The following is a 12,495-nucleotide window of genomic DNA, read 5'->3' as shown; positions in this document are numbered from 1 at the left end:
CATGCAGAGCCATACCGCGGTCGGCGGCCAGCGTTATCGCGAAACCTTCGGCCGGTGCTTCGAGGATTTCACGGTCGGGGACATCTACGAGCATCGGCCCGGGCGGACGATCTCGGAAACCGACAACACCTGGTTCACGCTGCTGACCATGAATACGCATCCCGTGCACTTCGACTTTGCCTACGCGGCGAAGTCGGAATTCGGAAAGCCGCTGGTCAATAGCTGCCTCACCTTGTCGATCGTTGTCGGCATGAGCGTGAGCGACCTGAGCCAGAAGGCGATCGCCAACCTCGGCTGGAATGACATCAAGCTCACGGCGCCGGTCTTCATCGGTGACACGATCTATGCGGAGTCTGAGGTCCTGGGAAAACGCGAGTCGTCCTCGCGCCCGACCCAAGGCATCGTGACGGTGCGCACCGTCGGTAAGAAGGCCGATGGCACGCAGTTCATGAGCTTCGAGCGCACCATGCTGGTGCCAAAGCAGGGCCATGACATCGAATACTGACCTGAAGAAGCGGCCGACACGCCAACGGCGGCCTCAGCGCGCGGCGCTCCCGGCAAGCAGCTCGGGAGAGGCGCTCTATCGCCAGGTCGTGCAGGTGCTGAAGGACGAGATCGTCCGAGGCGTCTATCCGGTCGGCTCGCAGTTGCCGACGGAAGAAGAGCTCTGCGCGCGCTTCTCCGTCAGCCGTTACACGATAAGAGAAGCGCTGCGGCGCCTGCGCGAGGACCGTCTCGTCGCATCGCGGCAGGGAGCCGGCACGATGGTCATTCCGTTCGATCCCTCGGACGCTGATCTGCATCAGGTGACGTCGATCAACGACCTCGTCACGTTCGCGGTTGGTCTTCGCTTCGATATCGAGAGCATGGAGATGATCACCGCCGATCCCGCACTCGCGGAACGGATCGGCGGCGCGATCGGGGAGCGCTGGCTCATCGTGCGCGGCTATCGGCAATCCGACCAGAGCCCGCTGCCGGCCTGCTGGGCCGAGGTCTTCGTCAATGAAGAGTTCGCTGGGGTCGGGCGGCTCCTCAAGCGCAATCGCGGCCCGATCTTTCATCTCATCGAGGATCTGTTCGGCCAGCGCATAGACGAAGTGCAACAGCAGATCTCGGCCAGCATCATTCCGGCGACCATGGCGCGCGGCCTCAAGGTCGAGCCGAATTCCGTCGCGCTCGACGTCCAGCGGACTTATCGCCTGACCTCGGGGAAGATCGCGTTGGTCGCGATCAACATCCATCCCGCCGAGCGCTTCCGCCACACAATGACAATCCGGCGCGTGAAGGGGTAGCTCTCACGCTTCGATGGCGCAGCGCGTGGAAGCGCGCAACGCGTTCATACGCGCGTCTTCCGGTGCTTCTCTGGAAGTAGAGATCGCGTACCCCGCCGCGCTCGCTTCGCGGGCTAAATTTCAGGCGTGTATGCCATTTTGTATGCAAGTTTGCGGGCTGAGCTTCTCCATGGCGCTCGCTCATTCGCCGACCTCCGGCCGAAATAATCAAATTGGATCAGCGCATTGATCCAAAAACGGACGCCGCGTGCCGAGTTGGCACAAAGGTTGCTGTTAACCCTCCATCAGCGTGTCCGCGCTCGTTCGCAAGGAGGGGAATTGCTCATGAAACGTCGTCAGTTTCTGAAGTCGTTGTCTGCAGCCGGCGCCGCGAGTGCACTTCCCCTGCCCGCAGTCTGGTCGAGTGCCAATGCGCAATCGCGTCAGGAAACGCTGCTCGTCGTTACGGAGTACGCGCCGAACAATTTCGACATCCACGGCGTCGGCACGAACCGGCCCGGCTACGAAGTGTCGTGGAATTGCTACGACCGCCTGATGACGCACGGCGAGAAGACGCTGCCGGACGGCACGAAGTCCTACGACCGCGACAAGTTCGTGCCCGAGCTCGCCGAGGAGTGGGACCTCAAGCCGAACTCCGTCACTTTCAAGCTGCGCAAGAACGCCAAGTTCCACGACGGCACGCCAATCACTGCGAAGGATGTGAAGTGGTCCTTCGATCGCGCCGTGACGGTCGGCGGCTTCCCGACCTTCCAGATGAAAGCCGGCTCGCTCGAGAAGCCCGAGCAGTTCGTCGTCGTTGACGATAGCACGTTCCGCGTCGACTTCATTCGCCCCGACAAGCTGACGATGCCCGATCTCGCGGTGATCGTACCCGGCGTCTACAACTCCGAGCTGATCAAGAAGCACGCGACGGAGAAGGACCCCTGGGGCCTCGAGTACACCAAGGTCAACACCGCGGGCGGCGGCGCTTACAAGGTCACGCGCTGGCAGGCCGGCAGTGAGCTCGTCTACGAGCGCTTCGACGACTGGAAGTCGGGCCCGCTGCCGAAGATCAAGCGCGTCATCTGGCGCACGGTGCCCTCAGCCGGCAATCGCCGCGCGCTGATCGAGCGCGGCGACGCCGACATCTCCTTCGATATGCCGAACAAGGATTTTGCCGAGCTGAAAGCCGCCGGCAAGGTCGCCGTCGTCACGAACCTGATCGGCAACGGCATCGGCTACATCGGCATGAACGTGAAGAAGCCGCCCTTCGACAATGTGAAGGTGCGCCAGGCCGTCGCCTACGCGATCCCCTACCAGAAGATCATGGACGCGGTGCTCTTCGGTCTCGCGGGGCCGATGTACGGCGCGAAGCCCGGCGATCCCCTTCAGACGGCGTGGCCGCAGCCGCACGCCTACACGACGGATCTCGCCAAGGCGAAGCAGCTTCTCACCGAAGCGGGCTATCCGAACGGCTTCGAGACGACGCTGTCGTTCGATCTCGGCTTCGGTGTCGTGAACGAGCCGCTCTGCATTCTCGTGCAGGAGAGCCTCGGCCAGATCGGCATCAAGGTCTCGATCAACAAGATCCCTGGCGCGAACTGGCGCGGCGAGCTCCTGAAGAAGGAGATGCCGCTCATCTCCAACTTCTTCTCGGGCTGGCTCGACTATCCCGAGTATTTCTTCTTCTGGTGCTATCACGGCCAGAACGCCGTCTTCAACACGATGAGCTACCAGGACAAGGAGATGGACGCGATGATCGACGCCGCGCGCGCAGCGGCGGCAGCCAACGACACCGCGGCCTACGACAAGAATGTCCAGGGTTTCGTCAAGAAGGCCTTCGACGAGGTGCCGCGCATCCCGCTCTTCCAGCCGACGCTCAGCGCGGCCATGCAGAAGAACATTTCCGGCTATCGCTACTGGTTCCACCGCCAGCTCGACTATCGCACGATCGAGAAGACCTGACGGCGGCCCTCAGCACATCAGGGAGCTCCCATGCTGCACCTGATCTTGAAGCGCACGGCACTGGCGATCCCGAGCCTCATCGGCGTCGTGATCGTCACCTTCCTGCTGACGCGCGCACTTCCCGGCGATCCCGCGGCATACTTCGCGGGGCCCGCCGCCAGCAAGGAAGCCATCGAGCAGATCCGCGTCGCGCTCGGGCTCGATCAGCCGCTGATCGTGCAGTTCGGGCGCTATGTGGCGGATCTCGCGCGCGGCGATCTCGGCAATTCGCTGAGCACGGGATTGCCGGTCGCGACCGAGATCCGCACGCGCTTGCCGGCCTCAGCCGAGCTCACGATCCTCGGCCTGCTGGTATCGATTCTCATTGCGGTGCCACTCGGCATCTTCGCGGCGACCAATCCGGGCTCGATCCTCGATCATACGTGCCGGATACTGACTACGGCCGGCGTGTCGCTGCCGGTGTTCTTCACCGGATTGATCCTCGTCTATTTCTTCTACTACCAGCTCGGTGTCGCGCCGGCGCCGCTCGGACGCCTCGACATTTTCTTCAGTCCGCCACCGCGCGTGACGGGCTTCTTCCTCATCGACAGTCTCATTGCGCGTGACGGCGAGGTGTTCCTCGCGAGTCTCAAGCAGCTCATCCTGCCGGCAGCCACGCTGGCCATCTTCTCGCTGGCGCCGATCGCGCGCATGACGCGCGCCTCCATGCTGGCTGTGCTCGGATCGGAATTCGTGCGCACGGCGCGCGCGAGCGGTCTCTCGCCGGGGACGGTTATCGTCACTTACGCCTTCCGCAATGCCATGCTGCCCGTCGTGACGACGCTCGGCATGGTCTTCTCGTTCCTGCTCGGCGCCAACGTGCTCGTCGAGAAAGTCTTTGCCTGGCCGGGTATCGGCTCCTTTGCCGTCGAGGCGCTGATCGCCTCTGACTTTGCGCCTGTGCAAGGCTTTGTGCTCACCATGGCGGTGATGTACGTGGTCCTCAATCTCCTGATCGACATCCTTTACGGCCTGATCGACCCGCGCGTGAGGATCGAGGCATGAGCGATACGACGGCAGCTCCGTCCGCGCCGACGCACGGCATGGGCGCCGTCCTGCGCCACGCGCAGTACGTGATCCGCGAGAACAAGGTCACCGGCTTTGCCTTTGGCCTGTTCGTGATCATCCTGCTGGCTGCGCTGTTCGGTCCCCACATCGTTCCGTACGATCCGCTGGCAAGCAACACCTCCGCCGCGCTGCAGGCGCCTTCCGCGCGCCACTGGTTCGGCACGGATCAGCTCGGCCGCGATGTCTTCAGCCGCGTGGTCGTGGCGACGCGCCTAGATTTCGCGATCGCGATTTTCTCGGTCGTGCTGGTGTTCCTCATGGGCGGGCTCGCCGGCGTCGCTGCCGGCTTCTTCGGCGGTTGGACGGATCGCATTGTCAGCCGCATAGCCGATACCATCATGGCATTTCCGCTGTTCGTGCTCGCCATGGGCATCGTCGCGGCGCTCGGCAATACGGTCGAGAATATCGTGCTGGCGACCGCGATCGTGAACTTCCCGCTCTATGCGCGCATTGCTCGCGCGGAAGCGAACGTGCGGCGTGAAGCCGGCTTCGTGCAGGCGGCGCGGCTCTCGGGAAATGGCGAGATGCGCATCCTGCTCGGCCACATCCTCCCGAACATCATGCCGATCATGGTCGTGCAGATGTCGCTCACCATGGGCTATGCGATCCTCAATGCTGCGGGCCTCTCGTTCATCGGCCTTGGTGTGCGGCCGCCGACGCCCGAGTGGGGCATCATGGTCGCGGAAGGTGCCGCGTTCATGGTCTCGGGCGAGTGGTGGATCGCGTTCTTCCCCGGGCTCGGCCTGATGATGGCCGTCTTCTGCTTCAACCTGCTCGGTGATGGTCTGCGCGACATCATCGATCCGCAGCGGCGCACCTGAGGACCGGGCATGACAGCAGCAGCCATTCCCAATGCACCGCCAGAAGTCCCCCTCCTCGACGTGCGCGATCTCACGGTCGAATTCTCGACCCGGCGCGGCACGGTACAGGCGGTCAAGCATGTCGATGTGACCGTCGGCAAGGGCGAGACCGTCGCGATCGTCGGCGAGTCCGGCTCGGGCAAATCGGTCACGTCCTACGCGGTCATGCGTATTCTCGATCGCGCAGGGCACATCGCCAACGGCACCATCACTTTCGGCGGCGTCGATGTCGGCAAGGCTGACGAGCGCAACATGCGCGATCTCCGTGGCCGCGAGATCTCGATGATCTTCCAGAACCCGCGCGCGGCTCTCAATCCGATCCGCAAGGTTGGCCATCAGATCGAGGACGTGCTGCGCCAGCACGCGCAGGCCGGATCGGATGATGCCAAGACAAAGGCGATCGCGATCCTCGAGCAGGTGCGCATTGCGCGCCCGGATGAGCGCTACCATGCCTTTCCCTTCGAGCTTTCAGGCGGCATGTGCCAGCGCGTCGTGATCGCGCTCGCGCTCGCGTGCCGGCCGCAGTTGCTCATCGCTGACGAGCCGACGACAGGCCTCGATGTCACGACGCAGAAGACGGTCATGGACCTCGTCGTGGAGCTGACGCGTGAGCGCGGCATGTCCACGATCCTCATCACGCATGACCTCGGCCTCGCTGCGGCCTACTGCGACCGCGTCGTGGTCATGGAAAAGGGCCGCGTCGTCGAGACGGCGAATTCTCACGCGATATTTTCAGCACCTAATCATCCTTATACTCGCAAGCTCGTGCGCGCGACGCCGCGGCCCGGTGTGACGCTGACCGATCTCCTGCCCGAGGACGATGCCGTCTCGCGATCGGCCTTGCGCAAGGCGAGCGCCATCAATGGCGCTGCGCATCAGGGGGCAGGGGAGCCGCCGCTTCTCGTGGTCGATAACCTCATCAAGGAGTATCCGCGCAAGGATGTGAACGGCGGTAGCTTCGCAGGGCTCTTCAAGCGCAATGGTGCTGCGTCGCCCGATGCGCCGCCGCCGGTTTTCCGCGCCGTCGACGGTATCAGCTTCAGCGTGCGGCGCGGTGAAAGCGTCGGGCTCGTCGGTGAGTCCGGCTGTGGCAAGTCGACGACCTCGACCATGGTCATGCGGCTCATCGACAAGACTGACGGGCAGATCCTCTTCGATGGCGAGGACATCGGCGCCATTCCTGCGCGGCAGTTCGCGCGCCTGCCGCTCAGGAAGCGCATCCAGATGGTCTTCCAGGATCCGACGGAGAGCCTCAATCCGCGCTTCACGGCTGCGCGCGCGATCGCGGATCCGATCCTGCGTATGGGGGATGAGAAGGGCACCAAGGCCGTGCGCGCGCGCTGCGAAGAGCTGGCGACGCAGGTTGGTCTTCCCCTCGATCTGCTCGATCGCTTTCCCCACCAGCTCTCGGGCGGCCAGAAGGCACGCATCGGCATCGCGCGCGCTATCGCGTTGAAACCCGAGCTCGTCATCCTCGACGAGCCTACGGCAGCACTAGATGTCTCCGTGCAAGCGGTCGTCCTGAACCTGCTGCAGGACCTCAAGGAGCAGCTCGGCATGAGCTATCTCTTCGTGTCGCACGATCTCAATGTGGTACGCTTGCTCTGCGACCGCGTGATCGTCATGCAGGCCGGGCGTATCGTCGAGGAGGGGCCGACGGAGCAGGTACTGGGAGCTCCGGCCGCGGCTTATACGCGCGAGCTGCTGTCCGCCATTCCGCATCCGCCGCTGTAAATCTGGAGCTGAAGATGAGCGAGATCGATGACAAGGCCCTCGAGGCCTACATCAAGGCTGCTGCGGCGGCGCTCGGCGTGCCGATCGAGGATGCCTGGATGCCGTCGATCCGCGCGAACCTTGCCGTGTCCGTCCGTCTCGCCAACATCGTGGCCGACTTCGAGCTGCCCGATGAGAGCGAGCCAGCGCCCGTGTTTGAGGCCTGAGCCATGGAAGCCTGGTCCACAGCCGCCGAGATCGCGGAAGCCGTTGCGCAGGGGCGCACGAGCGCCATTGCCGTCACCGAGGCCGCGCTCGCGCGCATCAAAGAGCGCGACGGCGTACTGAATGCCTTCACAGCCGTGACTGCCGAGCGAGCACTGGCCAAAGCCCGCGCGGTCGACGCTGCGCGTGCCGCTGGCCGGCCGCTGGGTCCTCTGGCCGGCGTGCCAATTGCGGTGAAGAACCTCTTCGATGTCGCGGGCCTGCCGACGCTTGCCGGCAGCAAGATCAACCGCACGCGCGCGGCGGCGACGGTTGATGCACCGCTGATCACGCGCCTCGAGAGCGCTGGTGCGGTGCTGCTCGGCGCGCTCAACATGGGCGAGTATGCTTACGACTTCACCGGCGAGAACGTGCACGACGGCCCCTCGCGCAATCCGCATGACACGGGGCGCATGACGGGCGGCTCCTCGGGCGGTTCCGGCGGCTCGGTCGCGGGCGGGCTCGTGCCGATCGCGCTCGGCTCGGACACGAATGGATCGATCCGCGTGCCGTCGTCCTTCTGCGGGCTGTTCGGCCTCAAGCCGACCTACGGCCGCCTGACGCGCGCGCGCACATTCCCGTTCGTCGCGAGCCTCGATCATCTGGGGCCGCTGGCGCGGAGTGCGCGCGACTTGGCCCTCGCCTATGACGCCATGCAGGGACCGGATGCCGAGGATCCCGTTTGCACGACGCGGCTGCCGGAGCCTGCGCTGCCGACGCTCGACAAGGGTATTGGCGGACTGCGCATTGCCGTGGCCGGCGGCTATTTTGAGCGAGGCGCCGGGCCGGAAGTCATCCAGGCCATGTCTCTCGTTTCGCAAGAGCTGAAGGCGAACGACATCATCGAGCTTCCAGAGGTGGCACGCGCCCGCGCCGCGGCCTTCGTCATCACGACCAGCGAGGGCGGAGCGTTGCATCTCGATCGCCTGCGCACACGCGCCGGCGATTTCGATCCGGCGACGCGCGACAGACTCATTGCAGGTGCCATGGTACCGGCCTCGCTCGTGACCAAGGCCCAGAAGTTCCGCCGCTGGTATCGCGCGCAGGTGCTGCAACTGTTCGAGCGCTATGACGCGATCCTCGCGCCGGCCACGCCGATGACGGCTCCGAAGCTCGGCCAGCAGACCATGATGCTCGATGGTGCGGAAGTGCCGCTGCGCGCCAACATCGGCATTTATACGCAGCCCATCTCGTTCATCGGCCTGCCGGTGGTGTGCGTGCCGCTCCCCTTGCGCCCGTTGCCCATTGGCGTCCAGATTATCGCCGCCCCTTGGCGCGAAGATATCGCCCTGCGCATCGCTCATCATCTGGAAGGGGCGCAGGTCGCGCAGGCACCACGTCCACCGCTCTAGGATAAGGCTGACATGCAAATCAATCTGCCGGAAGTCGTCGCCGAGGTGAGTGCGCTGTTCGAGTGCTACGAGAAGGCGCTGACGACCAACGATGTCGAAATGCTGACCGCGCTCTTCCGCAAGGCGCCTGAGACGATCCGCTATGGCATCGGGGAGAACCTCTACGGCGCGGACGAGATTGCGGCCTTCCGCAATGCGCGGCCGGCCATCAACCTCGAGCGTACTATTCATCGCACGGTCATCACGACCTACGGCCGCGACTACGCCACGGCTTCGACGCTGTTCCATCGCGAGATGATGGGTGATCGCAAGATCGGGCGGCAGATGCAGACGTGGGTGCGCTTTCCCGATGGCTGGTTCATCGTCGCCGCGCATGTGAGCATCATCGACAAACCCGCATAGACTGGCCCGCATGGACGGGGTGAGGCGCATGACCAAGCTGCAGGAGTTTGCCGGAGGCGGTGGTGCCCGCCCTGCAGTGCCATTCAAGACGCTCGCGGCACGTTTGCGCGAGCAGATTGCCGATGACATCGTGCGCGGCGCGTTGCCGCCAGGTATCGCGCTTGAGGAACTCGAGCTGGCAAAGCGCTTCGACGTCTCGCGCACGCCCGTTCGCGAGGCCATCCGGCTGCTGGTTGCGAGCGGACTCGTCGAGGCGCGTCCTCACCGCAGTGCCGTTGTCGCGCGCGCGACAGAGGCTCAGCTCGCTGGCATGTTCGAAGCCCTGCGCGAGCTCGAATCTCTGTGCGCAGGATTTGCCGCCGAGCGCATGACGGCGCCGGAGCAGGCTGATCTGCGCCGCGTTCATGGGGCGCTGCAGCGCGTGGTGCGCGCCGGTGATCCGCAGCGCTATCACGAGCTCAACGAGCAGTTCCATTCGATCATCTATGCTGGTTGCCATAATGACTATCTGGAGCGCCTGACGATCGAGACGCGGGCGCGCATCGCCCCTTTCAGCCGCGCGCAGTTCCGCACGCTCGGCCGGCTCGCGCGCTCACACGCCGAGCATGAGGCGATCGTACGCGCCATCATGGACGGCAAGGCGGAGCGGGCGGCGGGGGCCATGAAAGCGCACATCGGCAGCGTGCACGACGCCTACGCGACGTATCGCGGCGGCTGATCCGCTCTGTTATCGGGATGCCACGTAGGCGCGCCAGCCGCCGAAGGTGGAGATGTCGCACGCCTCGCGCACGGCTTCGGCCTCGACGAGGAAGCCCTTCACGCTGCGGCCATCCTTGAGCTTCAGCGTTCCGATCGAGAGTGGCGACGGGACGCCAGCAACGAACCGGCCGAAGGCCTCTGCTGAAAGCGCCCAGATCTCGACGGCGATTGGCGTGCCGCTGCCGCTCGCGACGCGGAGCAGGCCGGGTTTCGGCGGCTCGGTGCTGAGGGCGAACAGTCGATAGTCGGCTGTGGTTTCGGCCGCTCCGAGGAAATGCGCATCGAGCGCCGTCAGCTCGTGGTTGAGCGGCATTCCCGAGAGATGCGCGCCGATCACGGCAATCGCGATCTCGTCTTTATCGATCGAGCCGGCTGGGGCCGTCCAAGCCGGCAGCGGCTCGTCCAGCGCGCCGAGCGAAAGCCCCGTACGGGCATGGATGGTACCGCCGAGGCCCGCAAGAAAAGCATCGCGACCGCAGGGCGCGAGCATCGTGACGCCGTAGGCCGTGCGGTCTGGGGTGAGCGTGACCGGCACAGCCAGTCCCGCAAGATCGAGCAGATTGACGAAGTTCGTGTATGTGCCGAGGCCCGAGTTCGGCCCAATGGGGTCGGCCTCGAGCTCGGCGATCGTGCACGGCCGCGGAAAGGTCGGCACCATGAGCGCGTCGAAGCCCGCGAAAAGGTTCGTCGCGATCTTACGGAACGCCATGAGTTTATAGAACGCGCGGAATGTGTCGACGGCCGACTTGTCGACGCCCTGCGTGATGATGGCTTTCGTGACGGGATGCACGGCATCAGGATGGCGCGCAATGAACTCGCCGACGGCGGCCGTGCGCTCGGCAACCCATGGGCCTTCGTACAGGAGCCGCGCCGTATCGAAGAGCGGCGTGAGATCGATCTCGACCAGCGTTGCGCCGAGCCCGCGCACGATTTCCTCTGCCGCGCGAAATGACGCTTCAGCCTGCTTGTCGCCGAAATGAATGCGATCCGCGGGCCGCGGAACGGCAATGCACAGCGATGGTGGGAGCACTGCAGGCTGGCCGACCGGCAGATGGCGCGAGAAGGCATCGTTCTCGTCGGGGCCCGCCATGACGGAGAGTGCCGCGAAGGCATCTTCTGTCGTCAACGCGAACACCGAGACGCAATCGAGCGAGCGGCATGCCGGCACCACGCCGGTTGTCGGAATGAGGCCGAGGCTCGGCTTGAGGCCGACGATGTTGTTGAGACCGGCAGGTACGCGGCCAGAGCCGGCGGTGTCGGTGCCGAGGGCCAGCGGAACAATGCCGCGTGCAACGGCGACGGCAGATCCCGAGCTGGACCCGCCGGAGACGAGATCGGCCCTCAGCGAATTGCGCGGCATGCCATAAGGCGAGCGCATGCCGACGAGACCCGTCGCGAACTGATCGAGATTGGTCTTGCCGATGATCAGCGCGCCGGCGCGGCGAAGGCGCGCGACGGCCTCGGCATCGGCGGCGGGCGTATAGGCAAATGCCGGACAGGCGGCCGTGGTCGGCAGGCCGGCGACGTCGATGTTGTCTTTGACGGCAATGGGGATGCCATAGAGCGGCAATGTCGCCGGATCGCGCGCGCTGAGCGCACGGGCCTCTTCCAGGACGGCGGCCTCATCCCGCACGGAAATGAAGATCGCAGGATCATTCGCTTCACGAAGGCGGCGAAACGTCCGGCTGACCGTATCGGCGACTGAAATCTGACCGGACCTGTGCCCGGCGAGGAGAGAGGCGACCGTTTCGGCCACAGGCAGCTCCTTGAGGGGAAATTCGACAGCGCGAGGAAGGCCGTGCGCGAGCAAGGGCTATCGTGTTGATCGGCCCCACGCAAGGGTTTGCATGGTCACGGGGACGCGCAAGACTGCTCATTTTACAGGCGTTCCGCGAGGTCCAGTCTCGGGCGGTCACACACACTTGCTGCCGGCTGGCGTGCCAGCCATGATGTGCGGCCGCTCACATCCACTTTGGAGCCAGGGGCGGCATACAACAATAAGGAGGAACGATGGATCTCGGGCTCAAGGGAAAGAACGCGGTCGTCACGGGTGGGAGCCGCGGTCTCGGAGCGGCCATCGCCGAGGTGCTCGCGAGCGAGGGCATGAATGTCGTGCTTGTGGCGCGCGACAAGCAGGCGCTCGAAGAGAACGCGGCATCGCTGCGCGCACGCCATGGCATTCGCGCAGTGCCGCACGCCGCCGACCTCACCAGCATTCCTGAGATCGAGCGCGCGGCAGCCGCGGCTGCCGCGGAACTTGGCACGGTCGATCTCCTCGTGAACTCGGCTGGTGCAACGAAGCGCGGCGATTTCTTCGCGCTGACGGATGCGGATTGGGAGAGCGGTTTCGGGCTCAAGTTCTTCGGTGCCATGCGCATGAGCCGCGCGCTCTGGCCGAGCCTCAAGCAAAGCCGCGGCGCGATCGTCAATATCGTCGGCGTCGGTGCGCGCATGCCGAGTGCGGACTTCACGATCGGCGGCTCGGTGAATGCTGCCTTCCTGCATTTCACGAAGGCGCTTTCAACGATCGGCACGCGTGATGGCGTGCGGGTGAATGCCATCAATCCGGGTGTGTTCGAGACGGGCCGTCTCCAGCAATCACTGCGCTCGGCCGCCGAGCAGGCCGGTGTCCCCATCGCGCAGGCCGCAGACGTGCTGCTCTCGAAGATGGGCGTGCCGCGCTTCGGCAAGCCCGAGGAGGTCGCGCGGCTGGTTGCTTATCTTGCCTCGGAGCACGCTGCTTACATGAACGGCGCCGCGATCGAGATCGATGGCGGCTCGCAACGGAACATTTGAGCAGGG

General features: G+C 64.8%; 12 protein-coding genes. 11 read left to right on the top strand and 1 reads right to left on the bottom strand.

The features are described 5' to 3' along the window. Position 1: 1 nt before the first annotated feature. From CS1BSM3_RS26465 to CS1BSM3_RS26420, 10 genes are all read left to right on the top strand, one after another. Entirely contained in the window at positions 2-505 is a 504-nt protein-coding gene (locus CS1BSM3_RS26465; RefSeq protein ID WP_072393161.1) for a MaoC family dehydratase, read from the top strand. Further along, positions 489-1,292, top strand: a complete 804-nt coding sequence (locus CS1BSM3_RS26460; RefSeq protein ID WP_083528920.1) for a GntR family transcriptional regulator — start codon at positions 489-491, stop codon at positions 1,290-1,292. The genes CS1BSM3_RS26465 and CS1BSM3_RS26460 overlap by 17 nt, the downstream gene beginning before the upstream one ends. Before the next feature lie 324 nt (positions 1,293-1,616). Continuing rightward, positions 1,617-3,236 (top strand): ABC transporter substrate-binding protein, encoded by a 1,620-nt coding sequence (locus tag CS1BSM3_RS26455; protein WP_072393158.1) that lies wholly within the window; start codon positions 1,617-1,619, stop codon positions 3,234-3,236. Positions 3,237-3,266: 30 nt separating this feature from the next. Next, positions 3,267-4,280 (top strand): ABC transporter permease, encoded by a 1,014-nt coding sequence (locus CS1BSM3_RS26450; RefSeq protein ID WP_072393155.1) that lies wholly within the window; start codon positions 3,267-3,269, stop codon positions 4,278-4,280. Continuing rightward, the gene (locus CS1BSM3_RS26445; protein WP_072393152.1) at positions 4,277-5,164 is read left to right on the top strand and encodes an ABC transporter permease; all 888 of its coding nucleotides are present in this window, start codon (positions 4,277-4,279) and stop codon (positions 5,162-5,164) included. Before CS1BSM3_RS26450 ends, CS1BSM3_RS26445 begins: the two co-directional genes overlap by 4 nt. Positions 5,165-5,173: 9 nt before the next feature. Continuing rightward, the gene (locus tag CS1BSM3_RS26440; protein ID WP_072393149.1) at positions 5,174-6,937 is read left to right on the top strand and encodes a dipeptide ABC transporter ATP-binding protein; all 1,764 of its coding nucleotides are present in this window, start codon (positions 5,174-5,176) and stop codon (positions 6,935-6,937) included. Positions 6,938-6,951: 14 nt separating this feature from the next. Further along, positions 6,952-7,143 (top strand): DUF4089 domain-containing protein, encoded by a 192-nt coding sequence (locus CS1BSM3_RS26435; RefSeq protein WP_072393146.1) that lies wholly within the window; start codon positions 6,952-6,954, stop codon positions 7,141-7,143. Between the two features lie 3 nt (positions 7,144-7,146). Continuing rightward, on the top strand, positions 7,147-8,532 hold the full coding sequence (locus tag CS1BSM3_RS26430) for an AtzE family amidohydrolase (RefSeq protein ID WP_072393144.1): 1,386 nt from the start codon (positions 7,147-7,149) through the stop codon (positions 8,530-8,532). A 12-nt stretch (positions 8,533-8,544) separates the two neighbouring features. Continuing rightward, entirely contained in the window at positions 8,545-8,934 is a 390-nt protein-coding gene (hpxZ, locus tag CS1BSM3_RS26425; RefSeq protein ID WP_072393141.1) for an oxalurate catabolism protein HpxZ, read from the top strand. Positions 8,935-8,962: 28 nt separating this feature from the next. Beyond that, positions 8,963-9,652, top strand: a complete 690-nt coding sequence (locus CS1BSM3_RS26420; protein ID WP_072394632.1) for a GntR family transcriptional regulator — start codon at positions 8,963-8,965, stop codon at positions 9,650-9,652. Positions 9,653-9,661: 9 nt separating this feature from the next. Here CS1BSM3_RS26420 and atzF read toward each other — a convergent pair whose 3' ends face one another. After that, on the bottom strand, positions 9,662-11,449 hold the full coding sequence (gene atzF / locus CS1BSM3_RS26415) for an allophanate hydrolase (protein ID WP_072394629.1): 1,788 nt from the start codon (positions 11,447-11,449) through the stop codon (positions 9,662-9,664). Positions 11,450-11,703: 254 nt separating this feature from the next. On the opposite strand from atzF, the gene CS1BSM3_RS26410 reads away from it, so the two are divergent. After that, positions 11,704-12,489, top strand: coding sequence for an SDR family NAD(P)-dependent oxidoreductase (locus CS1BSM3_RS26410; protein WP_072393138.1), 786 nt, complete (start codon positions 11,704-11,706; stop codon positions 12,487-12,489). Positions 12,490-12,495: the final 6 nt, after the last annotated feature.

The sequence above is a fragment of the Hyphomicrobium sp. CS1BSMeth3 genome, assembly GCF_900117415.1.
Taxonomy (GTDB): domain Bacteria; phylum Pseudomonadota; class Alphaproteobacteria; order Rhizobiales; family Hyphomicrobiaceae.
This window is presented reverse-complemented; position numbering and strand designations above follow the sequence as displayed.